Annotated in this window: 22 protein-coding genes and 1 other annotated feature; of the genes, 9 read left to right on the top strand and 13 right to left on the bottom strand. The window is 68.6% G+C overall.

Translation table 11 applies throughout. From position 1 onward, the window contains the following. Window positions 1–117: 117 nt before the first annotated feature. Window positions 118–822, top strand: coding sequence for a response regulator (locus HND91_RS13320; RefSeq protein WP_181707062.1), 705 nt, complete (start codon window positions 118–120; stop codon window positions 820–822). A gap of 57 nt (window positions 823–879) precedes the next feature. Here the strand turns inward: HND91_RS13320 and HND91_RS13315 are convergent, their stop codons facing one another. Next, the gene (locus tag HND91_RS13315) at window positions 880–2175 is read right to left on the bottom strand and encodes a class I SAM-dependent methyltransferase (RefSeq protein ID WP_181707061.1); all 1296 of its coding nucleotides are present in this window, start codon (window positions 2173–2175) and stop codon (window positions 880–882) included. A gap of 366 nt (window positions 2176–2541) precedes the next feature. Here HND91_RS13315 and HND91_RS13310 point away from each other — a divergent pair, with 366 nt between their 5' ends. Continuing rightward, on the top strand, window positions 2542–3084 hold the full coding sequence (locus HND91_RS13310; RefSeq protein ID WP_181707060.1) for a hypothetical protein: 543 nt from the start codon (window positions 2542–2544) through the stop codon (window positions 3082–3084). Between the two features lie 14 nt (window positions 3085–3098). Here the strand turns inward: HND91_RS13310 and HND91_RS13305 are convergent, their stop codons facing one another. From HND91_RS13305 to HND91_RS13285, 5 genes are all read right to left on the bottom strand, one after another. Beyond that, window positions 3099–4046 (bottom strand): aminotransferase class IV, encoded by a 948-nt coding sequence (locus tag HND91_RS13305; protein ID WP_181707059.1) that lies wholly within the window; start codon window positions 4044–4046, stop codon window positions 3099–3101. Window positions 4047–4318: 272 nt separating this feature from the next. Beyond that, entirely contained in the window at window positions 4319–5281 is a 963-nt protein-coding gene (locus HND91_RS13300; protein ID WP_181707058.1) for a hypothetical protein, read from the bottom strand. A 243-nt stretch (window positions 5282–5524) separates the two neighbouring features. After that, window positions 5525–5580, bottom strand: a sequence feature (sul1 is cis-regulatory element that is thought to sense ions involved in sulfur or methionine metabolism; They are found in Alphaproteobacteria). Window positions 5581–5821: 241 nt separating this feature from the next. Next, window positions 5822–5998, bottom strand: coding sequence for a hypothetical protein (locus HND91_RS13295; protein ID WP_181707057.1), 177 nt, complete (start codon window positions 5996–5998; stop codon window positions 5822–5824). A 134-nt stretch (window positions 5999–6132) separates the two neighbouring features. Beyond that, entirely contained in the window at window positions 6133–7587 is a 1455-nt protein-coding gene (locus HND91_RS13290) for an MBOAT family O-acyltransferase (protein ID WP_181707056.1), read from the bottom strand. Between the two features lie 6 nt (window positions 7588–7593). Continuing rightward, window positions 7594–8505 (bottom strand): hypothetical protein, encoded by a 912-nt coding sequence (locus tag HND91_RS13285; RefSeq protein WP_181707055.1) that lies wholly within the window; start codon window positions 8503–8505, stop codon window positions 7594–7596. A gap of 485 nt (window positions 8506–8990) precedes the next feature. On the opposite strand from HND91_RS13285, the gene HND91_RS13280 reads away from it, so the two are divergent. From HND91_RS13280 to HND91_RS13260, 5 genes are all read left to right on the top strand, one after another. Continuing rightward, entirely contained in the window at window positions 8991–9383 is a 393-nt protein-coding gene (locus HND91_RS13280) for an NADH:ubiquinone oxidoreductase subunit NDUFA12 (protein ID WP_181707054.1), read from the top strand. Window positions 9384–9513: 130 nt separating this feature from the next. Further along, complete coding sequence (locus tag HND91_RS13275; RefSeq protein ID WP_181707053.1) at window positions 9514–10458, top strand: nucleoside hydrolase; 945 nt, start codon at window positions 9514–9516, stop codon at window positions 10456–10458. A 152-nt stretch (window positions 10459–10610) separates the two neighbouring features. After that, window positions 10611–11195, top strand: coding sequence for a DUF2155 domain-containing protein (locus HND91_RS13270; RefSeq protein WP_181707052.1), 585 nt, complete (start codon window positions 10611–10613; stop codon window positions 11193–11195). Between the two features lie 362 nt (window positions 11196–11557). Next, a complete protein-coding gene (locus tag HND91_RS13265) occupies window positions 11558–12385 on the top strand; it encodes a glycosyltransferase family 2 protein (protein WP_181707051.1) in 828 nt (275 codons plus the stop codon). 208 nt (window positions 12386–12593) lie between these two features. Further along, the gene (locus HND91_RS13260; RefSeq protein ID WP_181707050.1) at window positions 12594–13322 is read left to right on the top strand and encodes a class I SAM-dependent methyltransferase; all 729 of its coding nucleotides are present in this window, start codon (window positions 12594–12596) and stop codon (window positions 13320–13322) included. 31 nt (window positions 13323–13353) lie between these two features. Here the strand turns inward: HND91_RS13260 and aat are convergent, their stop codons facing one another. The 6 genes from aat to HND91_RS13230 form a co-directional block, all read right to left on the bottom strand. Beyond that, on the bottom strand, window positions 13354–14019 hold the full coding sequence (aat, locus tag HND91_RS13255; protein WP_181707049.1) for a leucyl/phenylalanyl-tRNA--protein transferase: 666 nt from the start codon (window positions 14017–14019) through the stop codon (window positions 13354–13356). Window positions 14020–14181: 162 nt separating this feature from the next. After that, entirely contained in the window at window positions 14182–15534 is a 1353-nt protein-coding gene (gene accC / locus HND91_RS13250) for an acetyl-CoA carboxylase biotin carboxylase subunit (protein WP_181707048.1), read from the bottom strand. Between the two features lie 14 nt (window positions 15535–15548). Beyond that, window positions 15549–16013 carry an acetyl-CoA carboxylase biotin carboxyl carrier protein gene (gene accB / locus HND91_RS13245; protein WP_181707047.1) on the bottom strand — a complete coding sequence of 155 codons (465 nt, stop codon included), beginning with the start codon at window positions 16011–16013 and terminating at the stop codon, window positions 15549–15551. 28 nt (window positions 16014–16041) lie between these two features. Continuing rightward, a complete protein-coding gene (aroQ, locus tag HND91_RS13240; RefSeq protein ID WP_181707046.1) occupies window positions 16042–16482 on the bottom strand; it encodes a type II 3-dehydroquinate dehydratase in 441 nt (146 codons plus the stop codon). Between the two features lie 149 nt (window positions 16483–16631). Next, a complete protein-coding gene (locus tag HND91_RS13235; protein WP_181707045.1) occupies window positions 16632–17390 on the bottom strand; it encodes a DsbA family protein in 759 nt (252 codons plus the stop codon). Between the two features lie 31 nt (window positions 17391–17421). Further along, complete coding sequence (locus HND91_RS13230) at window positions 17422–18795, bottom strand: M48 family metalloprotease (RefSeq protein ID WP_181707044.1); 1374 nt, start codon at window positions 18793–18795, stop codon at window positions 17422–17424. 253 nt (window positions 18796–19048) lie between these two features. Between HND91_RS13230 and HND91_RS13225 the strand changes: the two genes are divergently transcribed. Further along, complete coding sequence (locus HND91_RS13225) at window positions 19049–20197, top strand: pyridoxal phosphate-dependent aminotransferase (RefSeq protein ID WP_181707043.1); 1149 nt, start codon at window positions 19049–19051, stop codon at window positions 20195–20197. A gap of 365 nt (window positions 20198–20562) precedes the next feature. Here the strand turns inward: HND91_RS13225 and HND91_RS13220 are convergent, their stop codons facing one another. Beyond that, on the bottom strand, window positions 20563–23340 hold the full coding sequence (locus HND91_RS13220) for an Rne/Rng family ribonuclease (protein WP_181707042.1): 2778 nt from the start codon (window positions 23338–23340) through the stop codon (window positions 20563–20565). Between the two features lie 713 nt (window positions 23341–24053). Between HND91_RS13220 and HND91_RS13215 the strand changes: the two genes are divergently transcribed. Then, the gene (locus tag HND91_RS13215; protein WP_181707041.1) at window positions 24054–25325 is read left to right on the top strand and encodes an N-acetylmuramoyl-L-alanine amidase; all 1272 of its coding nucleotides are present in this window, start codon (window positions 24054–24056) and stop codon (window positions 25323–25325) included. Window positions 25326–25505: the final 180 nt, after the last annotated feature.

Below are 25505 nucleotides of genomic sequence, written 5' to 3'. Positions count from 1 at the left end.
CCCATTGGTGGACGGCCGTTGATTGTCGGCAACACCGGCGGGGCCGAACCTGTTCCACGGCTCTCCGCCGCGCGCCGCGCGTCCGCCGCAGGCCTTGTCCGCACGAGCCGTATTTGCATGACCCACCATTCGGCCTTCGGCCTCGCCCCGACCGACCTCGACATCGTGATCGTGGACGAGTCGAAACCCATGCAGGCGCTGCTCCGGTCCATGCTGGCGCACCTGCGGCCGCGCCGGCTGCGCATCTTCGACCATCCGCAGGGCGCCCTCGACGCCATGCTGCACGAGCCGCCCAACCTGATCCTGACCGACTGGATGCGCCGGCCCGTGACGGGCGCGCAGTTCATGCGCATGATCCGCGACCGGCACATGCAGCCGCTGAGCTTCGTGCCGGTGATCGTCATCACGGCGAACGCCACCCGCGCGGTGGTGGAAAGCGCCATGCGCCGCGGCGCCCACATGGTCCTGGTCAAGCCGGTGGCGCCGTCGCTCCTGCACGAGCGGATCGTCCACGTCACCGAGGACGCCCGCCGGTTCGAGGTCACGATCGACGGGGCCGCGTTCGAGATCGAGGGGGTGCGGGCGATGCTCGCGGCCCAGCAGGCGCGCTCCGACGCCCTCAACACCGCTCGCCGATTCCACGAGAAGGCGCAGCGGCCGGGCGGCGTGGAAGCCGACGCTCCCCGGCCGGCGGACCCGACCGACCAGCCGATCCGGCTCGGCCCGAAAGTCCTCGCCAGGCTGCGCGACCTGGAGCCGGCGCCGCCGCGCAATCGCCGCGCGGCGCGGGTGGACGGCTTCGCCAAGGTGAGGCCGGGCTGATCCCGGCGATGGGGGAGGGCGGCCCGGCCGCTTCTCCCTGCGGTGGCGCGGCCGCCGTCAGGCCTGCATGCGCATCGGGGCGAACGACGTGACGGCGCCCTCGGCTTCGGCGGTGGTCGGCAGCACCCGCACGTCCGGCAGCGGCACCACGAACCGTCCTCCCCAGGCCTCGATGCCGCTCATCTTGGAGACGACCTCGTCGGTGATGTTCCACGGCAGGATCAGCACGTAGTCCGGACGGGTCTCGAAGATCTTGTCCGGGCTGTGGATCGGCACGCGGGTGCCCGGCAGCAGCTTGCCCTGCTTGTGCGGGCTCACGTCCACCGTGTAGGGCAGGAGGTCCGTCTTGATCCCGCAGAAGTTCAGGAGCGTGTTGCCCTTGGCCGGCGCGCCGTAGCCGACCACCGTCTTTCCACAGTCGCGCGCCGTGATGAGGAAGCGCAGCAGTTCGCGCTTGGTCCGGTGCACCTCCTCGCCGAACAGGCGGTACTCCTCCACCGAGGCGAGGCCCTCGGAGATTTCCAGGTCCCGCAGGTCCTTCACCCGGTGGGAGACCGCCCGGTGCGGGTTCTCCGCGTGGCAGGCGAAGATCCGCAGCGAGCCGCCCTGCGGCGCGATCTCCTCCACGTCGAACAGCTTCAGCCCGTGGTGCGCGAAGATCCGCTCCACGGCGAGCAGCGACAGGTAGGAGAAGTGCTCATGGTAGATGGTGTCGTAGTAGCGACGCCGGATCAGCTGCAGGAGGTGGGGAAATTCCATCGTGATCACGCCGCCCGGCGCGAGCAGGATTTTCAGGCCGCCGACGAAGTCGTTGATGTCCGGCACGTGGGCCAGCACGTTGTTGCCGATGAGAAGGTCCGCCCGCATCTCGTCGCGGACGAGGTCGCGCGCCGTCTCCTGGCCGAAGAAGCGCACCACGCTCGGGATGCCGGCGGCGGTCGCCGCTTCGGCCACGTTGCGCGACGGCTCGATGCCGAGCACCGGTACGCCCCGGCCGCGAAAATACTGGAGAAGGTAGCCGTCGTTGCTCGCGACCTCGATCACCTGGTGCAGCGGCCCGAGCCCGAACCGGTCGATCATCTCCGCCACATACCGCCGGGAGTGCGCGAGCACCGAGTCCGACATGGACGAATAGTAGGCGTAGCTGGCGTTGAAGATGTTCTCCGGAGCCTCGACCGCCGGGATCTGTACCAGGAGGCAAGTGCTGCATACATAGGCGTGCAGCTCGAAGAACGGCTCCGCCTTCAGCGAGTCTTCCGGACTGATGTAGGAATTGGCGAGCGGTGATGCGCCGAGATCCACAAGCGTATGTTCCAGCTTGGTCGAGCAGAACCGGCAAAACACGTCTCGCATGACATGCCTCTTAGACCTGATTGAAATGTGCGCCTTTGAAAGGAGTACGTTTTATCGTAGAAACATACCACTGCATGCATATTGCTATTTAGAAAACTGGTAAATGGCAAGCTAGGGCGCAGTCGCCGCGGCCGGTCGGGTCGGACCTTCACCGTTTTTCTGTGGACGGCCTTGCGACGAGGCGGAAACCGAGCGGAAACCGGGGCGCGGCGGGCGCTTCCGATCCGGACGCATGCGTGATACTATTTCTAAATAGAAAAGCGGCGACTCGACCCGATCCGGTCATGTGAGCTCGACCGGTTCCGGTCACGTGAGGAAGAGGGCCAGGGTGTTGATGGTTTTGGCGTACGAACTGCGGACGTTTGAATGCGGGGCTCGACGGTGTCCGCCGAGGCCCGGGGCAGGGGCCCGGCGGGCGCCATGAGCGGCACGCCGAACCGCGCGCGGTCGAGCGGCCGCCCCCGCAAGTTCCACGAGCCGAGCCGCGTCGTCACCATCACGCTGCCGGAGGCGACGCTGGAGAAGCTCGCCGCCATCAACGAGGACCGGGCGCGCGCCATCGTCCACGCGGCGGACGTCGCCTCCACGGGCAACGGGCAGGACGAGGGGGTGCGGGTCACCAAGGTCGGTCCGGGCGTCGGCATGCTGACGGTGCCGCACTGCCCGTCCCTGCAGTCGATCCCCGGCCTGGATCTGGTGCAGATCCTGCCGTCCCGCTTCCTCATCGTCGTGACCTCCGGGACGAACGCCTCCACCCTCGAACTCGCGATCTTGGACGGCCTCGACGACCTGCCGGCCGACAACATCCGCGACCGCGAGATCCTGGCCGACCTCCTCAAATACCTGCGGACGTTCCGGCGGTCCGAGAAGGTCTCCACCGCCGAGGTCATCCTGGTCGACATCGAGTGAGGCCGTCGGGCCGGTCAGCCGGTCCGCAAGCGGCTCGTCTCGTGCGCGCGGATCGACAGGTCGATCGCCGGGTGCGGTTCCACGCCCGTGACCGCGTCCAGGTAGCGGTCGCGCAGCCGCGTCAGGATCGGCGCCGGGCCAAGGTCCCGGCCGTCCAGGCTGCGGACGAGCACCAGGTCGTTCAACGTCCCGGCCGAGGCGATCTCGTCCGCCACCAGAAGCTCCGTCCGCTCGATCGGCCGGCGCACGAACGGCACGCCCACGTCGCGGGCGAGCGTCTCGATCAGGTCCGCCGTGATGCTCTCGAACGCGCCTTCGGAGGCCGGCGGCGTGTAGATCGCCCCGTCCCGCACCATCAGCAGCGCCGACCCGACGAACTCCGCCACCCGGCCCGCGTCGTTGAGCAGGATCATCTCCCGGTAGCCGCGCGTCCGGCTCTCGATCTTGGAGAAGCGCGCCACCAGATAGTTGGACCCGGTCTTCACCCGGGCCGGCAGGGCGTTGTCGTTGGCCCGCCGCCAGCTGGTCACGCCCGTGTCCATGGGCGCCACCGGACCCTTGGGATGATGGTAGGCCGTGATGACGAGGTCGGTCACGTCGCCTTCGCCCCAGTGGCCGTCGATCAGGAGCAGCGTCGTCCGCAGCCACATGTTGCGTTCGGTCGTGATCAGGTGCCCGACGAGGTCGTGGCAGGCCTCCTCATAGGCCTCGAAGCTCATGTCGAACGGGATGTGCATGATCCGGGCGGACCGGTGCAGCCGGTCGTAATGCCGCCTCAGGGTCACCAGTCCGAAGCCGCCGTGGACGTTCCAGAACCCCTTCAGGCCCTCGAAGACGTTGATGCCGCGAATGACGGCCTCCGTGGCCACGTGGACGACCGCGTCGTCCCACGGACGCACGGCGCCGTTGGAGAAGATGTAGGCTGGGCGCTGAAGGGCATGCGGGGTCGGAAGTGTGCTCACGTCGGCTCTCCGGTGGAGGAGCAGGGACGGACCCTCCCGCGGAGCCGACGGCCTCGCCGGCCGGCTCCCGCCGCAGTCGTCCGTCGACTGTCGTCCTGCTGGAGCAGACTTTCAGACATGCAATAATATATTTCAAATCAGAACTGGCGCACCGGCCGCACCGTCTTGGGGCGTGGTAAATGACGCCGCGGCGACATCTCAAAAACAACAATGCCTTGTCTTTGCGGGCGTCGCTTTTGCCCGGGCGGAGGCTCCGCCCGGGCGTGTCGCCCTCAGCCCTGGGCGGCCCGCACCGGAGTCTGGCCGTCCGCCTGCTGGAAGATCCACCGGGTGAACCTCGGCACCTGCGGCCAGTTCAGGTGGGCCGGATCGGCGAAGGAGTTCACGTCCGTCAGCCCCGCCTCGGCCCCGTCGATCAGCACCGTGTTGGACGAGACCAGCGTCGTCTCCACCTGCCGCCGCCAGGCCCGATCGCGGGAGCCATCCGGGTCGAAGCTCTCCAGCCACATGGGCATCGGCGGGAACATCACCACGATCCAGCGCACGCCGCGCGCCGCGAGCTCCGCCTCCATGCGGGCGAGGTTGTCCAGGCAGGCCTGGTCGACCTGCACGTCTTGCCAGGGCACCGGCGGACCTTCCAGCGGGCCGGATCCGTAGGCGTCCATGACGAGCGGCGCCCGGTCCAACTCGCCGCTGCGCATCTCCTTGATCTTCCGCACGCTGCCGAGGAACGGCCGGGGGCGGAAGTTGATGAAGTACACGGGCAGGCCGGGCCAGTTCTCGAACAGGAACAGGCGGACCAGAGTCTCCGGGAAGAAGGCGCCATCGCCCGCGCAGGCCTCGAAGTCGCGCATGGCGAAGATGCTGACCACCGTCTTCACCTTGGGCATGTGGTCCAGGTAGAAGTTGGTCAGGAACCGGGTCTCGTGGACGTGCAGGAAGCACGGCGCCGCGTTCAGCGGATGGGTGGCGCCCGTCTCGGCGCGGCCGACGGCGGAGAAGTCCAGGTTGCGCCAGGTCACCGACGAGCCGACGGCGATCAGATCCGCCTCCTTCGGGTTCTTCTCCCGCAGGAAGGCGAACTTCTCGTCGATGCAGTCGGTGACCGTGAACGGCGGCGGCGGAAGCCGGTCGATAGCCTCCAGCCCCTTGAGGCCGGCGGCGCCGATGAACAGGAAAACTCCACAGAAGACCACGAAGAGTGCCAGGAACGCGCGGTAACCCACATCACGCATGGTGCGGGCCCCTTTCCGCGCGATCGCAGCCGGTCGGCCGACGCTCGGACCCGACGGAATTCTCTGAAGCGAAGTGCCGATCTGATGGACGAGCGAACCACGGCTGCGACGGGCGAGCCGACACGCGATCCGGCTGCCGGTCCTGACGGACAGGTTCAAAGGCATACATGGGAAAAGGTCCCGCAACGATGGACGACGAGCCTGGCGTGATGAGAACGCGAGGGTGCAGTGGTCAGTCGTGAGGGTTGTCCGGCGGATCGGCGGCCGGAATAGCCACCCGGGCGGCCCCGGGATCCTTGTGACGCTTGAGTGTGTCACACGGCGGCCTCAGCCGCAATGCGAAGACCCGATCAATCTTTTGTCGGAAGAGGTTAAGGCGCAGGACAAGGTGTCCCGCCCAGTCCGCGCCGGCCGTCGGCAAACGAACGGGGAGGGGGCTTGCAAGCCCGTTTCAAGACGAGGATCGAGCTTTTCGGCGCCGGATCGGCCCGTCGGCGCATCGCGGGAAAACGTCGGGCGGTATGGCCCGCTCGGCGACCGTCAGCCGCACCGGCCGGCGAGAAGCAGGGACCCGCCGACCTGGACGCAAGGCGCCGGCGGCGCCTTCACGGTCGCCAGGCGGCCCGTGCTGTCGAACTCGGGCCGTGCTTCCGACAGGTAGGACCCGCAGACGAACAGCACGGCGGCCATCGCCACCACCAGCATCTTGGCGTTCATGTGAAGCCCCATCGACCCCGATCAACCAGCGGCTGCCGCGCCGGGCGATCTCGTCCCAACAATGGGGTTTCTTCGCCGAAAAGTGTTAACGACCCGTTAAGCTGGTCCCGGCCTCTTCTGCCCCCGACCGCGCCTCAGAACTGGAAGTAGATGAAGGCGCTCACGTTGGTCATCTGCGAAACCGCCAGCAGGAAGCAGGCGGCGAGGGCCGCGGCCCAGACCGGCGACGGCTGCCAGCGCAGCGAGGAGAGGCGGCCGCTCGCCTTCGCCACCCCGTCCACGATCTCCTGCGAGTTGGGCAGCACCCAGGCCGCCGCCATGAGGGCGATCCCGACCAGAAGCGATCCGCGCAGGGTGCCGAGCCCGTTCAGGCCGGCCATGCCGGTGAGGATGTCCATGGCGTCGCCCACGGAGGTCGCCCGGAAGAACACCCAGGCGATCATGACCGCCACCAGGGTGATGCTGCGCGCCGCCAGCTTCGGCAGCAGGGCGTCGTCGTCCCAGGTCAGGCCCAGGCGCTCGCGCAGCGCCATCCAGCCGTGGTTGATGATCAGGTAGGTGCCGTGAAGGGTGCCCCAGATCAGGAACGTCCAGTTCGCCCCGTGCCAGAAGCCGCCGAGCAGCATGGTCAGGAACAGGTTCATATAGCGTCGGATCGGCCCTTTCCGGTTGCCGCCGAGCGGAATGTAGAGGTAGTCGCGCAGGAAGCGCGACAGGGTCATGTGCCAGCGCCGCCAGAAGTCGATGATGCTCGTCGCCTTGTAGGGCGAGTCGAAGTTGTAGGGGATCCGGATCCCGCACATCAGCGCGAGCCCGATGGCCATGTCCGAATAGCCCGAAAAGTCGAAGTAGAGCTGCAGCGTGTAGGCGAGCACGCCCGTCCAGGCGTCCAGGAAGCCCGCGCCCGCCATGGCGGTCGGATCGGCGAACAGGAGGTCCGCCCGCACGGCCATGTCGTCGGCGATCACCACCTTCTTGAACAGGCCGATCACGAAGAAGCTCAGCCCGCGGGCGAAGTTGGCCGCGTTGACCCGGTCCTCCAGGATGGTCCGGAACTGGGGCAGCACGTCGCCGTGGTGCACGATGGGCCCGGCGATGAGCTGCGGGAAGAAGGCCACGAACAGCAGGTATTCGGTGAAGCTGGACGCCGCCGCCTTCTTCTGGGCGCAGTCCACCAGGTAGGCGATTTGCTGGAAGGTGTAGAAGGAGATGCCGAGCGGCAGCACGAACGCCCGCATGGTGTAGTCGATGCCGCCGAGCGACGTCACCTCGTTCACGAAGAAGGCCGAGTACTTGAACAGGCCGAGCACGGCGAGGTTGGCCGCGACGCCGAGGCCGAGCATCAGCCGCCCGCCGGCCTTCCCCGTGCCGCTGCCGGCCCTCAGCGTCTCGCCCAGCCAGTAGTTGCCCACCACCGTTCCGAGCAGGACCGGCAGGTGAGACGGCTCCCACCAGCTGTAGAACACGATCGACGCGACCGTCAGCCAGAGAAGGGCGGCATGCGCTCGCCCGGCCATGATCAGCAGATGGAAGCCCAGAAGGGTCGGAGGCAGGAAGAGCGCGATGAAGGTGTACGAATTGAAGAGCACCGGTCTCTATCCCTGCGCTGCCTGGATCGGGGTGCGGTCGGCGACACGCTCGAAGATCCAGCGCGTGAAATCGGGCACCTGCTTCCAATTGAGATGCGCCGGATCTGTAAAGAAATTCACGTCCTTCAGACCGGCGTCACGGCCGTCCACCACGACGGTCGACGGCGCGGCAAGCTTGGACGCCACCTCCCGGCGCCATGCCAGGTCCCGCGCGCCCGTCGGATCGTGCCGTTCCAGCCACGACGGCATCGGCGGGAACAGCACCACGATCCAGCGCACGCCCCGCTCGGAAAGGTCCTTCTCCATCCGGGCGAGATGCGCCATGCAGGCCGGGTCGATCTTCACGTCGCCCCACGTCTCAGGCGGCACATCCAGGGGGCCGGAGCCGTAGGCGTCCATCACTAGGGGCGTGCGCTCCAGCTCGCCCGTCCGCATCTCCTTGATGTGGCGCACGCTGGCGAGGAAGGGGCGCGGGCGGAAGTTGATGAAGTAGACCGGCAGCCCCGACCACCGCTCGAACACGTAGAGGTCGAGCAGCTCGGGCCGGAAGAAGGCGCCGTCGCCGCCGCAGGTCTCGAAGTCCCGCATGGCGAAGAGGCTCACCACGGTCTTCACCTTGGGCATGCGGTCCAGGTAGAAGTCGGTGAGGAAGCGGGTCTGGTTCACCTGCAGGAAGCAGGGCGCTCCGTTCAGCGGCTTCGATGCCCCCGTTTCGGCCGCGCTCACGGCGGCGAAGTCCAGGTTGCGCCAGGTCACCGAGGAACCGACCGCCAGCAGGTCGGCCTCGGTCGGGTCCCTGTCCCTCAGGAAGGCGAACTTCTCGTCGATGCAGTCGGTCGCCGTGAACGGCGGCGGCGGAAGCCGGTCGATCCGGTCGAGACCGAGGAGGACCACCGCGCCGAGGCCGAGAAAAAGCACGCAGAACCCGAAGAACCAGCCAGCAAACGCGCGATACCGAAAAGGCGGCACTGGAAACCTCGCAGGCGAAAAGCCAGCGCTGACGCGCATCAGACCAATAAATACGGCGAATGAGCCACGCATGGCTCAAAACGGACGAAGAATGACAACCATTCCCGGAATGATGAATTAATTTAGATAAAAAGATACTGCATAAACTCGTCCAAAACAATGACCAGGGGCCGCGGCGGCGCTCCTCCGTCTCCGCCCGGCTATCCCATCCAATGCCGGGCCGCGTCCGGAGTTCCACGGTCCGGCACGCCGCGCCACCGCGTTGCACCATCGCCACAGCGGCGCACGTCGGCTCGGTCCTCCGGCGCGTCCCTGTGCCGGCCTTTCCCGCCCGATCGCACATCGTCCGCCGTACGATCGCCCGTCCGATTGTTTGTCTGGACATCGCCACAGTCGCTCGCCATAGTCCGGCCGAGTTCGAACGAGCGGCTTCCATGTCCCTAAAGAACACCCTTCTGGAAATCTTCACCTGGTGGAACGGCCAGACCGTCGGCACGCGCCTCTTCACGTGGCGCAAGGGCGAGCGCGTCGGCGAGGACGAGTTCGGCAACGTCTACTACCAGGAGCGTGGCGGCAAGCGTCGCTGGGTCATCTACAACGGCGTCGCGGAAGCGTCCGCCATCCCGCCGGGCTGGCACGGCTGGATGCACCACCGCACCGACGTGCCTCCCCCCCGCGAGGCCTACGCGGCCCGCGCCTGGGAGAAGCCCCACCAGCCGAACCAGACGGGCACCGCCAACGCCTATCGGCCGCACGGCTCCATCCTCACCGGCGAGACCCGCCCGCGCGTCACCGGCGACTACGACGCCTGGACCCCCGGCGGCTGATCCACCCGCACGCCGGCCGCCCGAGGCTCCGGCGCCCCTTGCGGCGTCGTCGGCCCCTGATGCTCCCCTTCGTCCAGCGGGACGGCCAGAGGCCGTCCCGTTTTGCGTCCGCCCGACCAGACAGGATCCCATGGCTCCGCGCTCCATCATCATCGACACCGATCCCGGCCAGGACGACGCCGTCGCCATCATGCTCGCGCTCGGCCGGCCGGACGCCGTGGAGCTTCTCGGCCTCACGGCGGTCGCCGGCAACGTGCCACTCCACCTGACGGTGCCGAACTGCCTGAAGCTCCTGGAGCTCGCCGGCCGCACCGATATCCCGGTCTTCGCCGGCGCGAGCGCGCCGCTCATGGTGCCGCTGGTCACCGCCGAGCACGTGCACGGCAAGACCGGCCTCGACGGCTGGGACTTCCCCGAGCCGACCACGCCGATCCGACCGGAGTTCGCCCCGGACTGGATCGTCGAGACGGTCATGAGCCGGCCGGAGAAGAGCGTCACCCTCCTGCCGCTCGGGCCGCTCACCAACGTGGCGCTCGCCCTCGCCAAGGAGCCGCGCCTCGCCGAACGGCTGGAGAGCATCATCCTGATGGGCGGCGCCTGCGTGGAGGGCGGCAACATCACCCCGACCGCGGAGTTCAACATATTCGTGGATCCGCATGCGGCGGCTCGCGTTTTCGCCTCCGGCGCGGACATCGTGGTGCTGTCGCTCGACGCCACCCACCAGGCGCAGATCACCAACGACTGGCTCACCGCCATCAAGGGCCTCGGCACCAGGGTCGGCGTCGCCTTCGAGGGGCTGCTCACCTTCTACGAGCGGTTCGACACCGAGAAGTACGGCACCGACGGCGGGCCGCTCCACGATCCCATGACGGTCGCCCACCTGCTCGCGCCGCATCTCTTCACCGGCAAGCGCGTCAACGTGGAGGTCGAGACCACACCGGGCCTCTGCTTCGGCCAGACCGTGGTGGACCGCTGGGCCGTCACCGACCGCCCGAAGAACGCCACCTGGGTCACCGGGCTCGATTCGCCGGCCGTGTTCGACCTCATCCTCGACGCCTTCCGCCGCCTGCCCTGAGCGGCGGCCCGCCGCCCGCGTCGGTCCGGTCCGCGGCTTGGCCGTGGAAGCGCCGCATTCGTCGGCGACTTCACCTTCCCAAGCCGCCGGCCGGATGATACGGACCCGGTCGACGCCCGTCCGCTCCACCAGCCCGACTGGTCCTCACCTCGATGCGCCTTCTCCGTGCCAGCCTCAGCCTTCTCGCGATCGGCCTCTCCGTCGCCGCCGGCCCGGCGCGCGCGGAAAAGGTCGCCAACCCGGTCGCCGTCTTCACCGGCCTCGACAAGATCACCGGGCGCATCATCACGTTCGACGTCTACGTGGACGAGACCGTTCAGTTCGGCGCTCTCAGGGTGACGCCGCGCGTCTGCTACACCCGCCCGCCCACCGAGGCCGCGCGCACCGACGCCTTCGTCGAGGTGGACGAGATCACCCTCAACGACGAGATCAAGCGCATCTTCTCCGGCTGGATGTTCGCCGCGAGCCCCGGCCTCAACGCCGTGGAGCACCCGGTCTACGACGTGTGGCTGAACGACTGCCGCCAGGAGAGCGACATCCGCCCGCCGTCGTCCCCCGACGACGCCCGCACCGCGGAAGCCAATCCGGACGGCGCGCCGACGCCCCTCGAAACGATCGACGGCATCCCCATCCCCCGCCCCAAGCCCGCCGCCCCGCCCACGTCCATCGGCGAGCCCGAGCTCGACCTCCCCGACGGAAACGGCGAGGAACCGCCCCCCGGCGAGATCCTGGACTGAACCCAAGCCGCGCCCGCGCTAGAGCGCTTTCCGACCTGACGGACTCGTCAGGTCGACAAGAAATCGCTCCAGATTCAATAAGCTGGAGCATTCTCTCGGCGATCAAGTCGTGCAACCTGATCGGAGAATGCTCTAGCCTGTTCGCGCCGGCCGCCTCGGCGTCCGTCACATCGCTGGACGGCCCCATGTGCCGGCGCGCGGACCGGCGCAATCTGTCTGCTCTGGTGGGCTGATCCGTCAGTGCCGAGCATCCGGATGATGCGAACGGGCCGGCCCCGGTCAAGCCCGGCACAAGCTCGCTCGACGAACCTGCACACGAGAATGCGCTCGTTGCGGATTCCTGAGAGAGGGCGAACCGTCCCATGCACAAGCTCATCATCGTCACGCCGGCGGGTCGGGAGCGTTATCTCCGGATTCTTGCGCGCTACATCCTCGCTGACGATCAGATCGCCGGCTGGATGCTGCTCGACAACTGTCGGCAGGACAGCGACCGGAAGTATATACATGAACTGGCTCGACAGAACCCGAAGGTGACGGTGCGGACGGTGGCTGGTCGCTCTGGCGAAGCCCAGAACATCAACCAGATTTACCAGTTCTGCAACGATCCGGCTGCCTTCTACATCAAGATGGATGACGATATCGTCTATACGGAACCTGGGTTCGCGCGCAGTCTCTATGCGGCCGCTCTTGCGCAGAAAGATATTTGCATCTGGGTCTCGCCTCTCGTCATCAACAACGCAATCTGTTCCTTCCATCTCAAGTATTTTTCCAATGTGACGATCGATAACCCCGTCAGCGCCCAGGCTGGCTGCGGAATCGGCTGGCAAAACCCCGGGTTCGCGGCGGCGCTTCATGCCCATTTTCTCAAACAGCTGGAAGCTGGCCTCCGATCTGATTTCGTGGTCCCCAGCGCGATCATCTCCTCCTGCCGCTTCTCCATCAACTGTATCGGCTTCTTCGGCGACACCGTCCAGGCGATCGGCAGCCAGTTCTGTCCGCCGAACGTGGACCATGAGGAATGGCTCTCGGCGGTTCTCCCTCTGAAGCAAGGCAAACTGGCCATGCTGGTCGGCGATGTCTGCGTGGCGCACTTCGCCTACTACACGCAGGAGGAAGCCTTGCTGAGAACCAACCTTCTGAGCCGATACGACACCATGTCCCTCAGCTTGGAACGAGCGAAGGCTGCCTAGATCATCGTCCGACCAGGTCGAAAGAGTTGGTCGACATCAGAATGGTCCAGGAAATCGAATCTGGCGCGGTTGCCACACCTTAAGGCTGCGTCAGATCGCGAAGCGCGCCAGCAGCAATCAAAGTTTCCATGACACACGACGTGTTGCGGCCGAAGTCCCGTCGATGAGCTTCGAGTGGGCGCCGGCGATCACATCAGGGAGAAACCTCGTGAATGAGATCCTTCAGCGGCTTCAATTGGCTGATATCATAGATCTGATCGGGCATGGTACCGAGAAATTCTTCTGGGACCGTGCGAGCGAATCCTGGAATCTTGACTCTCTGTCGGGTCTGGCGGCATCGATCAGTTCCGCGCAATACGTGAATGCGAAGATGTACGCCGCCAGCAGATTTCCCGGCAGCCACGAACTGATCGATTTCGCTTGCGCGATTGCGCCTGTCGACGGTCTCCGTCTTGAATTCGGGGTCTGGTCGGGTCGGACGATCAACCGCATCGCCAACGGGACCATGGGCAAGGTCTACGGATTCGACAGCTTCGAGGGATTGCCTCAGGACTGGCGCCCGGGCTTCGAAAAGGGCACCTTCTTGCGGCAGGATCTTCCGCAGGTCGCGCCCAACGTGGAATTGGTGGTCGGCTGGTTCGACCGTACCTTGCCGGCCTTCCTCGACGAGCACCCTGGACCGATCTCCCTCCTGCACGTCGACTGCGATCTCTACAGCTCCACCCAGACGGTGTTCGCTCAGGTCCTGCGGCGACTTGTGCCCGGTACCGTCGTGGTGTTCGACGAGTACTTCAACTACCCGGGATGGGAGCAGCACGAGTTCAAGGCCTTCCAGGAGTTCGTGACCTCCTACGACGTCCGCTACGAGTATGTCGGCTACGTACCGAGCCACCAGCAGGTCGCCGCGCGCATTCTGTCGATCGGCCGCCCGCTCTAGGCGCGTCGAAGCGCAAGCGCTTCCGGTCCCCTCACGCCCCCACCCAGCGCAGCGCCTCTTCCCCCGTCACCGTCCGCGGCAGAGCATAGAAGTCGGCGCTCTGCTGCACGGCCGCCTCCAGCTTGCGGCTGTAGACCTCGCGGGCGATCTCCCGCGCGCCGAAGCGGGTCAGGTGGTCGGTGACGAACTGCGTGTCGAGAAGCGTGTATCCGCCCGCCCGCAGCCGGGCGACCAGGTGCACCAGCGCCACCTTGGAGGCGTCGGTGCGGAACGAGAACATGCTCTCCCCGAAGAAGGCGGAGCCGAGCGACACCCCGTAGAGCCCGCCCACCAGGTCGCCATCCGCCCAGGTCTCCACCGTGTGGCAGTGACCGAGCTTGAAGAGGTCGCCGTAGAGCGCGCGGATCCGCCGGTTGATCCAGGTCTTCGTGCGGCCGGGCGCCGGCGCCGCGCAGCCGTCGATCACGCCGGAGAAGCTGGTGTCCACGCGCACCTCGAACACGTCCTGGCGGACGGTCCGGGCGAGGCGTTTCGGCACGTGGAAGCCGTCGAGCGGCAGGATTCCGCGCCAGTCCGGCTCCACCCAGAACAGGGTGGGGTCGTCGGCGCTCTCGGCCATCGGGAAGATGCCGCAGGCATAGGCCTTCAGGAGCACCTCAGGCGTGATGGCAAACGAGAGATCGTCGCGCCCGGTCATGACACTGGAACTCCGCACTGGCCGGCAGCCCGGTTCCGCATTATCCGCAGCCCCTTGCAAAATGCCAGACGAAACAGGGGACGGGCGCGAAAGAAAGCCGGCGAACGCATCCGCCGGCGATGATGTCGCAAGGGGCGGGCCGCCCGGGCGGGCGGCGCGCGCTCAGGCCTCGAACGGCTGCGTCGCCAGCCACTTCTCCAGCCAGTGGATGTCGTACATGCCGTTGGCGATGTCCTGATTGTCCACCAGGTGCCGGAACAGCGGGATGGTCGACTGGATGCCGTCCACCACGAACTCGTCCAGGCAGCGGCGCAGCCGCATCATGCACTCCACCCGGGTCCGCCCGTGCACGATCAGCTTGCCGATCAGGCTGTCGTAGTGCGGGGGGATGTTGTAGCCCTGGTAGACGCCCGAATCCACGCGCACCCCCAAACCGCCCGGCGGATGCCAGTAGCTGATCTTGCCGGGGGAGGGCGCGAAGGTGGCCGGGTTTTCCGCGTTGATGCGGCACTCGATGGCGTGGCCGTTGAACGTCACGTCCGACTGCCTGATCTGCAGCGTGGCGCCGGAGGCCACCTTGATCTGCTCGTTCACCAGGTCGATGCCGGTGATCATCTCCGTCACCGGATGCTCCACCTGCAGGCGGGTGTTCATCTCGATGAAGTAGAACTCGCCGTCCTCGTAGAGGAACTCGATCGTGCCGACGCCGGCGTACTTCAGCTCGGCCATGGCGTCCGCCACGATCCCGCCGATCTTGTCCCGGCTCTCCTGGTTGAGCGCCGGCGACAGCGCCTCCTCCCAGACCTTCTGGTGCCGCCGCTGGAGCGAGCAGTCGCGCTCGCCCAGGTGGATGGCGTTGCCCTTGCCGTCGCCCAGCACCTGCACCTCGATGTGGCGCGGCTTCAGCAGATACTTCTCGATATAGACGCTGTCGTCGCCGAACGCGTTCTTGGCCTCCGAGCGGGCGGCCGAGAGCGCGAGCGACATCTCCTCCTCGTTGAGGGCGACGCGCATGCCGCGCCCGCCGCCGCCGGCGGCCGCCTTCACGAGCACCGGATAGCCGATCTCGGCGGCGATCCGGTGGGCGTCCTCGTCCGTGGTCACCGCCCCGTCGGAGCCCGGCACCACCGGGATGCCCAGCCGCTTGGCGGTCGCCTTCGCCTCGATCTTGTCGCCCATGATGCGGATGTGCTCCGCGGTCGGGCCGATGAAGGTCACGTTGTGGGCCGCCAGGATGTCGGCGAACCGGGCGTTCTCGCTGAGAAAGCCGTAGCCCGGGTGCACCGCGTCGGCGCCCGTGATCTCGCAGGCCGCCAGCAGGGACGGGATGTTGAGATAGCTGTCGCGCGCGGGCGGCGGCCCGATGCACACCGACTCGTCGGCGAGCCGCACGTGCATCGCGTTGGCGTCCGCGGTGGAATGGACCGCGACCGTCTCGATGCCGAGCTCCTTGCAGGCGCGGAGCACCCGGAGCGCGATCTCGCCACGGTTGGCGATGAGGATCTTGTTGAACATCGGGCGGCGCACGCTCATTCGATGATGAGGAGCGGTTCGCCGAACTCCACCGGCTGGCCGTTGTCCACGAAGATGGCCGTGACCTTGCCGGCGCGCGGGGCGGCGATCTGGTTCATGTGCTTCATCGCCTCCACGATCAGCACCGTCTGGCCCTGGCGAACCGTGTCGCCCACCTCCACGAAGGAGCGGGCGCCCGGCTCCGCCGCCAGATAGCAGGTGCCGACCATCGGCGAGGTGACCGCGCCCGGATGGGTCGCCGGGTCCGGGATGCCGCCGGTGGGCGAGAGGGCCGCGGCGGCCGCCGGAGCGGCGGGCGCGGGCGCCGCCATGGCGGCCGGCGCGAACGACTGGACGGCCGGGGTGCGGGCCACGCGGACGCGAAGCTTGTCCTGCTCGACCTCGATCTCGGTCAGGTCGGTCTCGTCCAGAATGGCGGCCAGCTGGCGGATGAGGTCGTAGTCGATGGTCTTGTTGGACATGGGACGGTCAGAACTCCGGCCGGGATCGTCAGTCGGCGAGGATCGCGGCGATGGCGTCGAGCGCGAGCAGGTAGCCCCGGGGGCCGAGGCCGACGATCACCCCGCTCGCCACCGGCGAGACATAGGAGTGGTGCCGGAAGCTTTCCCGCGCATGGACGTTGGACAGGTGGACTTCGATGAGCGGAACACCCGTTCCCTTGATGGCGTCGTGCAGCGCGATCGACGTGTGGGTGTAGGCGCCCGGATTGATCACGACGCCGGCCTTCAGCCGCCCGGCTTCGTGGATCCAGTCCACGAGGTCGCCCTCGTGGTTCGACTGACGGAATTGCATGGCGAGCCCCAGGCTCTCCGCCTTCGTCCGGCACGCCTCCTCCACGTCGGCCAGGGTCGCGGCGCCGTAGACGCCGGGTTCGCGCGTGCCGAGGAGGTTGAGGTTGGGTCCGTTGAGGACGAAGACGTCGCGTGCCACGGGGGTTCCGACAGGGTCGATCTGGAATCGCGCCGGAACACCGGTCCGGAGCGGTCCGCACCCTTATAGGCATTCGGGCCCGCGAAAAAAAGGGCGTGTCGGGCGTGTTGTCGCGGATGTCGCTCCGCTCTTTTGCCGATGCGCCCCGCTCAGCACACCGGCTTGCCGCACTCGCGCATGGCCATGATCTTGGTCTTGAGGTCCTCGACCCCCACGGCGCCGAACACCACCTCGTCGCCGATCACGTAGGTGGGCGTGCCGGACAGGCCGAGCCGGTTCGCAACCGTGTAGACCTCCTCCAGGGTGTTGGCCACCTCCGGATCGGTCATCTTCGCCCGGATCGCGGCGGCGTCGAGGCCGAGCTCGTCGATCACCTGGAAGGCCCGCTTCTCGTCCGCCTGGCCGCGCCCGGTCAGGAGCGCCTTGTGGAAGTCCAGGTACTTCTCCGGCATGGCGAGGTTCACCGCCACGGCCACCCGCGCCGCCTCCACCGAGCCCGGGCCGAGGATGGGGAATTCCTTGAGGACGATCTTCACGTCCTTCTCTTCCAGGAGCGCCAGGGTGTCGTCGAGGGCGCGCTTGCAGTAGCCGCAATTGTAGTCGAAAAACTCGACCAGCGTGATCGGCGCGTCCGGATTGCCGAGCACCACCTGCCGCTTGGACGTGTAGATCAGGTCGCGCATGGACGCGACGGCGCTCGCCCGCGCCTCGGTCTCCGCCTGCTGGCGCTTCTGCTCCAGCGAGATCAGCGCCTCCTGGATCACCTCCGGATTGGCCAGGATGTAGTCCTTCACGATCTGCTCGATCGCGGCCTTCTGCTCGGGGGTCATCGGCTCCGCCGCCGCCGCCGGTGGAACGAGGGCCATCAGGCCGGCGAACGCGGCGGCGCGGAGAAGACGGGACAGCATCAGGGGCGGGCTCCGGTGGGCGAGGGGCAAATCAGTAGCGCGGCGGATTGTACGTGACGATGTCGTCCGCGCGAAGCCAGGCGGGCGATCCCCGCTTCAACTTCGCTTGAGCGCGGACCGCATACTGCTTGGCCGCCTTGATGTCGCCGCTCGCGAACGCGCCCTGGGCGGTGGCGAGGTCCGCCATCGGGATGTTCCCGGCGCGCGCATGGGCGATGGCGAGCTGGCGGTAGCCGACGCTGTTGTCCGGGTCGTCGCCGAGCCCCTTGGTCAGATGCTCGATCGCCTCCGGCAGCGCCTTGGCGTCGTCGCTCGCCACCAGGGCGTGGCCGAGCATGACCCGGATCATGCCCGCCCGCGGCGCCAGCTTCACCGCCCGGCGCAGCGGGTCCACCGCCTGCCGGGGCTGGCCGCCCTCCAGGAGGATCTGGCCCTTCAGCTCATGGAAATAGGGGTTGGACGGCTGCTGCTCGATCAAGGCGTCCATGGCCTTCACGGCCGAGCGCGGGTCCCCGTAGCGCCAGGTCACCACCGCCCGGGCGTATTGGGCCGGCAGCGACGTGTCGCTCGGCGGATAGGCCCGCGCCGTCTTGCCGGCGTCGCCGGTGAAGGCGACAAACTTCGCCCGCACCAGCGCGTGCCGGGCCACGAGCGCAGGGTCGTCGGTCTTGCCGAAGTGCCGGCTCTTCTCCGCCACCTCGCGCACCTGCGACAGGCGCTCCGCTGCCAGCGGATGGCTCAGCGCATAGGGATCGTTGAACATGGCCGAGAAGAGCTGCTGGTCGGCGAGGCGCTCGAACACGTCGAGCATGCCCTTCGGCGACTGGCCGGTCTTCTCCAGATAGGTGAGCGCCGCCCGGTCGGCCGACGTCTCCTCCGAGCGCTGGTAGGCGAGGATGCTGCGCTGGCCCATCTGGGCACCGCCCACCGCCGCCGCCGCGCCCGCGCGCCCGGCGCCCGGCGCGCCCGCGCTGCCGCCCGCGACGGCCGCCGCCGCTCCGCCCAGCATCGCGATGGCCGACAGGATCTGCGCCTTGCGGACCGCCTCGCGCAGCCGCGCGAGATGGTTGCCGGCGAGGTGCCCGGTCTCGTGCGCGATCACCCCGATCAGCTCGTTCGGCGTCTCCGACTGCATCAGCGTACCGGCGTTGATGAAGATGTGCCGGCTGTCCGCCACGAAGGCGTTGAACGCCGGATCGTTGACGATCTTGATCTCGATCGACGCGCCGCCGAGGCCCGCCGCCTTCAGGATCGGCCGGGCGTAGTCGGCGATCAGCGCCTCGGCTTCCGCGTCGCGGATCAGCGACACGCGCCGCCCCTGCGCGAAGGCGGGCGCCACCGCGTTCAGGAGCACCGCGCCCGCGGTCACGGCCGCCAGCGCGAGGGTCGTCAGGCGCTTCACCATCGAGGTCTCTCCTCCATCCCCACCGCGGCCCGTCGCCGGTCCGGCCGACGGGCGCCCGTTCGCCGCCGGTCACGCCGGGGCTGGTCACGTCGCCGGCCGCCTGATAGCGATCGCGGGTCGCCCGGGAAGGCGCGAAGGTAAGGGCCGCCGCGCCGTCCGGTCAACTTGATCCGGTTCTGCCCATGCGGTCCGATTCAGGCAGTTTTTCGGCCGGCCCCGTCGCCGCGCCGGTCGCGAGTGGAGGCAAGCCCCGATGAAACCGTCCCGTCGCAGCGGCGTCGCGCCCTTCCTGGCCATGGACGTGATGTCCGCGGCCAACCGGCTGGAGCGGGAAGGGCGGTCCATCGTCCACATGGAGGTGGGCGAGCCCGGCGCGCCCGTGCCGGCGGCCGTCCGCGCCGCCGCCGAGGCCGCGCTCGCCCGCGGCCGGGTCGGCTATACCGAGGCGCTCGGCCTGCCGGTGCTGCGCGCCCGCATCGCCGACCACTACCGCGACCGCTATGGCGTCGAGGTCGCGCCCGAGCGGATCGCGGTCACGCAGGGCTCCTCCGGCGCCTTCAACCTGGCCTTTCTGGCCCTCTTCGACGTGGGCGACCGGGTCGGCCTGCCGACGCCCGGCTATCCGGCCTACCGCAACATCATCACCGCCCTCGGCCTCACGGTGGTGGAGATCCCCACCACCGCCGAGACCCGCTGGCAGGTCACCCCCGCGCTGATCGAGGCCGCCTCCGAGGACGGCCCGCTCAAGGGCCTCATCGTGGCGTCTCCCGCCAACCCGTCCGGCACCATGATGACGCCGGAGGGCATCGCCGATCTCGCCGCCGCCTGCCGCGACCGGGACATCGCCCTCATCATGGACGAGATCTACCACGGCCTCGTCTACGCCGGCGCGGAGACCACCGCGCTCCAGGCGTCCGACGACGTGGTGGTGATCAACTCCTTCTCCAAATACTACTGCATGACCGGCTGGCGCATCGGCTGGATGGTGCTGCCGCCCGACCTCGTCCGGCCGGTGGAGCGGATCGCCCAGAACCTCTTCATCTCCCCGTCGGAACTGTCCCAGCGCGCCGCGCTCGCCGCCTTCGACGCCACCGACGAGCTGGAGACCGTCAAGGCCGGCTACGCCGCCAACCGGGCGCTCCTGCTGAAACGCCTGCCGGCCATCGGCTTCGACGACCACCTACCCGTGGACGGGGCCTTCTACGTCTACGCGAGCGTCCGCCGCTTCTCCAACGACAGCGTCGATTTCGCCCGCCGCATGCTCACCGAGGCCGGAGTCGCCGCCACCCCCGGCCCTGACTTCGACACCGACCGCGGCCACGCCTACATTCGCTTCTCCTTCGCCGGCACCACCGACGCCATGGCCGAAGCCTGCGACCGCCTGGAGCGCTGGCTCCGCTGAGAAGAGGACCGGAGCGCTCGCCCCGCTGAGAAGGGTAGGGCGGCCGGTCCGGCCGAAGGTGAGCGCAGGTCGGCCGGTCCGGCCGAAGGGGAGCGCAGGTCGGCCGGTCCGGCCGAAGGGGAGCGCAGGTCGGCCGGTCCGGCCGAAGGGGAGCGCAGGGCGGCCGGTCCGGCCGAACGTGAGCGCAGGTCGGCCGGCACGGCCGAAGGGGCGCGCAGGTCGGCTGTTGCCTGAAGGGAGAGCGGTCTCGCCCGCCTCCCGCCGACGTCGCTCCCTCCGACCTCTCCCGCCCTGCCATCCGCCCCTGAACGGCAAAAGGGCGCCCGAAGGCGCCCTTTCCCTTGATGTCGGCTGATCGCGGTCGATCAGAAGAAGCTGCGGCGCTGCCACCAGCCCGAGCGCTTCGGCCGGTCGTCCTCCGGCTCCGGCGCCGGCGCGGGGGCCGGTGCGGGCGCGGCGGCCTCCTCGGCCGCATGGCCGTTGGCGCTCGCCTCCTCGGGCGCGCGTTCCTCGGCCGCGGTCTCCTCGGCGGCGGGCGCCGCCTCGGCCGGTTCCGGAGCCGCATCGGTCCAGGTCGGCGCGGCGGCGGGCACGTCGTCGTTCGCCGCCCCGGTCTCGCCCGTCTCGGCCTCGTGGAGGTCGGTCGGCATCGGCTCCCCGGTCGAGGCCGCGCCATAGCCGCCGTTGAGCGCGTCCGCCGTCGGCGCCTCGTCGGCCTCGTCCGGTCCGCCCTCGTCGTCGCCGAGCGCCGCGGCGGCCGCCTCGGACAGCGCCTGCCGGCCGTCCTCGGCCGTCATCACGCCGTCGTCCGATGCGTCAGCCGCCATCTCGTCGCCGGCCATCTCGTCGCCGGCCGTCTCGTCGCCGCCCTCCGAGCCCGGAGCGCCATTCCGCCGACGGCCGCCGCGACGGCCCCGGCGGCGCGATCGCCGCTTGCCCTCGCCGGCGCCCTCGTCGCCTTCGGCCCGATCCGCCGCCTCGGACGCGCCCTCGGCGGCGATCACCGCCTCGTCCTCGCCCGCCTCGTCGGAGGCTTCGTCACTCATGTCCTCGCCGTCCTCAGCGTGCCCGGCCTGACCGGCCTCCAGCGCGCCCTCGGCCCCGCCGTTCCGGCGGCGACGGCGGCGGCGGCGCTTGCGCCGGCCGCCCTGGCCGTCGTCCTCGCCGCGCTCCGACCGCTCGCCTCGCTCCGACCGCTCGCTCCGCTCCGACCGCTCGCCGCGCGGACGGTCGGCCCGCGCCTCGACGGTCTCCTCCTCCTCCTCGTCCTCGTCCTCGATCTCCTCGATCTCCGGGTCCTCCTCGTCGAAGGGCTGGACGCTCTCCGGCGTGAGGGTGGTCGGCGGCGGGGGCGGCAGCGGGTTCAGGATGATCTCGCCGCGCTCGAGCGCGAAGTGCTGATTGCCCAGGTGCTCGTCGGCCGACACGGACAGGTTCAGGCCGAAGCGCGCCTCCAGGTCCGCCAGGTGCTTGCGCTTCTGGTTGAGGATGTAGAGCGCCACCGCCGTCCGGGTCCGCACCGTCAGGTGATGCGTCACGCCCTTCAGCAGCTGGTCCTCGAGCGCGCGCAGCACATGCAGCGCCACCGACTCGGTGGAGCGCACGATGCCGGCGCCCAGGCAGTGCGGGCAGACCTCGGTGGAGCCTTCCAGCACGCCCGTGCGGATGCGCTGGCGGCTCATCTCCATCAGGCCGAAGTGCGAGATCCGGCCCACCTGGATGCGGGCGCGGTCGTTCTTCAGGCATTCCTTGAGCTTGCGCTCCACGGACTTGTTGTTCTTCGACTCCTCCATGTCGATGAAGTCGATCACGATCAGGCCGGCGAGGTCGCGCAGGCGCAGCTGGCGGGCCACCTCCTCGGCGGCCTCCAGGTTCGTGGCGAGCGCGGTGTCCTCGATGTTGTGCTCGCGGGTCGACCGGCCCGAGTTCACGTCGATGGAGACCAGCGCCTCGGTCTGATTGATGACGATGTAGCCGCCCGAGCGCAGGGTCACCTGGGGCGAGAACATGGCGTCGAGCTGCGGCTCCACCCCGAAGCGGGCGAAGATCGGCACGATGTCGCGGTACGGCTGGACGTTCTTGGCATGGCTGGGCATCAGCATGCGCATGAAGTCCTTGGCCTCGCGATAGCTGTCCTCGCCCGAGACCAGGACCTCGTCGATGTCCTTGTTGTAGAGGTCGCGGATCGACCGCTTCACCAGCGAGCCCTCCTCGTAGACGAGGGTCGGGGCCGCGGAGCGCAGCGTCAGCTCGCGCACGTTCTCCCACAGGCGGAGCAGGTATTCGAAGTCGCGCTTGATCTCCGCCTTGGTGCGCGAGGCGCCGGCGGTGCGCAGGATCACGCCCATGCCTTCCGGCACCTCCAGATCGTGGGCAATCTCCTTCAGGCGCTTGCGGTCGGTGACGTTGGTGATCTTCCGGCTGATGCCGCCGCCCCGGCCGGAATTGGGCATCAGCACCGAGTAGCGGCCGGCGAGCGATAGATAGGTGGTCAGCGCCGCACCCTTGGTGCCGCGCTCCTCCTTGACAACCTGCACCAGCAGGACCTGCCGGCGCTTGATCACCTCCTGGATCTTGTACTGGCGCATGCGCGGCTTGCGCCGCTCCGGCACCTCCTCCAGGGCGTCCTCGGCGCCGACGGACTCCACGTGGTCCTCGTCGTCCTCGGACGAGCCGTTGCCGCCGCGCGGCGCGTCGCTGACGGCGAACTCGTCGCCGCCGGACTCGCCGTTGCCTTCGCCGAAGCCTTCTCCCGCCTCGCTGACGCTCTCGCCCTCGGCGGACGCCTCGGCCATGGCGGGGGCGGGGGCACGCTCCCGGCGCGACCTGGCGCGCCGTTCGGCCTCCTCGCGCTCCTCGCGCTCCTCGGCCTCGATCAGCGCCTGACGGTCGGCGACCGGGATCTGGTAGTAGTCCGGATGGATCTCCGAGAAGGCCAGGAAGCCGTGGCGGTTGCCGCCGTACTCCACGAAGGCCGCCTGGAGCGAGGGCTCCACGCGCGTCACCTTGGCCAGATAGATGTTGCCTCTCAGTTGCTTCTTGGCGGCGGACTCGAAATCGAATTCCTCGACCCGGCTGCCGCGAACCACGACTACCCGCGTCTCCTCCGGGTGGGTGGCATCGATAAGCATCTTGTTGGGCATTGCGGTAATACTCCCGGCCGCGCCGGATCGCCGTCCCGCCTCAGGGGCAGGGCGGCGCGCGCAGGGCCGTCGATAGGGGTGTCGGTGGGGTTCGTTCGGAACGACGCCCGCCGGACCGACTCCACGACCGCGCCGGGCGCACGCGACGCCCCCGGCTGTCTGGTCGTTGTCATCGGCCTTGTCATCGGCACGTGCGGCTCGTTCCCGTGTCTTCGGTCGCCGCCTGCGGTGAGGCGGAACGAAATGGTGTGTGCTCCGGCGGCCGTCGGGCCGCACGGCGAAGCCGCGATCGTGTCGCCATCGTCCGAGGGAAGAGCACGGCCTTGCCGCCACCGGGACAGGACCGTGTTGGACGGTCGATCTGCCGTGACGGTGGGGTCGGGTTCGCTTCAGAATGCCGACCGGCGTCCGCGCTTCATCGCGAGCCCCGTTTTTCGAAGACCCCCGAACACCACCCCGGCGGGCGGATCGCCCGAGGACGGTAGGGAAGGGTCTTCTATTGGCCGCACTCGAGTAAAACGAGGCGAGGATTCGGGCTCCTGATCCTTGTTCTACGGATCGTCGGCGTGCAATGCAAGTCTGGAACCGCTGGAACGCACGCTCGCCGGCTGGAAGTTGGCGCCATCTCGGGCCCATTGCCCACATCGTTAAGAAGCCATTAATTCACCGGCGCTAGCGGGGTATAGGATGACGATCTCTCGGGGACATCGCGCGTGACGCCATCGCCTGCCGCTCTCTTCCGAATCGCCCTCGCGGCTCTCGCCCTCCTGGCGGCCACCGCCGCCGGCGCGGTGGAGGCCGTCGCGCCGGACCCGGCCGTGCCGCCGCCCGTCTCCCAGGGAGGCGAGCTGCCCGTCGCGTCCGACGCCCGCGTCGTCGGCGACGGCGAGCGCACCCGCTTCATCCTCGACCTGTCGACGTCCGTCGAGATCAGCGCCTTCACGCTCGCCGATCCCTGGCGGGTCGTGGTGGACCTGCCGGAGATCGACTTCAAGCTGCCGGACGATGCCGGGCTCACCGGGCGCGGCCTCGTCACCGGCTGGCGCTACGGCCTGTTCGCCCGCGGTCGGTCCCGCCTCGTCCTCGACGCGGCCGCCCCGGTCCGCATCGATGGCGCCTTCGTGCTGAAGGGCGGTGACGGCGCGGCCGCCCGGCTGGTGGTGGACCTCGTCAGGACGACGCCGGCGGACTTCGAGGCGGCGCTGCAGAAGACGGCCCTGACCCGCGAGGCGTCCAACGCCGTGCCGGTCACCAAGGGCGACCGCCTCGTCCAGTCCGGTCCGAGCCGAGCCCGGCCGCTGATCATGCTGGACCCCGGGCACGGCGGCGTCGACGCCGGCACCATCGCGTCGAGCGGCGTCAAGGAGAAGGACGTGGTGCTGACCTTCGCCTTCGAGCTGAAGAAGCGCCTGGAGGAGACCGGCAAGGTGGACGTCGCCATGACCCGGTCGGACGACACCTTCATCCCCTTGCGCGAACGGGTCCGCCTCGCCCGGGAGGGCGCGGCCGATCTCTTCGTGTCCATCCACGCCGACTCGGTCCGGGAGGACTTCGTCCGCGGCGCGACCGTCTACACCCTGTCCGAAAAGGCGTCCGACCGGGCGGCCGAGGCGCTCGCCGTCAAGGAGAACGCCGCCGACGCGGTCGCCGGTCTGGAGATGGAGCCGGCGGAGGCGGACGAGGTGTCCGACATCCTGGTCGACCTCACCCGGCGCGAGACCCAGACCTTCTCGCTCTCCTTCGCCAATGCGCTCGTCGGCGAGCTGTCCAACACCACCCGGATGATCCGCAACCCGCACCGCTCGGCCGGCTTCTGGGTGCTGCGCGCGCCGGACGTGCCGTCCGTCCTCCTGGAGATCGGCTACCTGTCGAACACCCAGGACGAGAAGCTCCTCACCTCGGAGGACTGGCGCAACAAGGTGGCCGACGCGGTGGGCACGGCCGTGATGCGTTTCCTCGGGCCGAAGATCGCCGCCGGACAATGAAAAACCCGTGAGGTGGCTGTACGCGCGGATGAAGCGCGCCGCCCGTTGTGGTAATCCCGCAACGGGCCGGTCCCACGTTCGCCATAAAGGCGGATGAGGGTGTCGGCTGCGCGGGCATCGTCGAATCCCGCGCTCGTTCCGTTTCCGTATTGCCGTCGCGCCCGCCCGTCAGGCCCGTCC

This window comes from Chthonobacter rhizosphaerae (genome assembly GCF_013839525.1).
Classification (GTDB): Bacteria; Pseudomonadota; Alphaproteobacteria; order Rhizobiales; family Pleomorphomonadaceae; genus Chthonobacter; species Chthonobacter rhizosphaerae.
The sequence above is the reverse complement of the archived record's forward strand: the minus strand, read 5'-3'. Positions and strand labels throughout refer to the sequence as shown.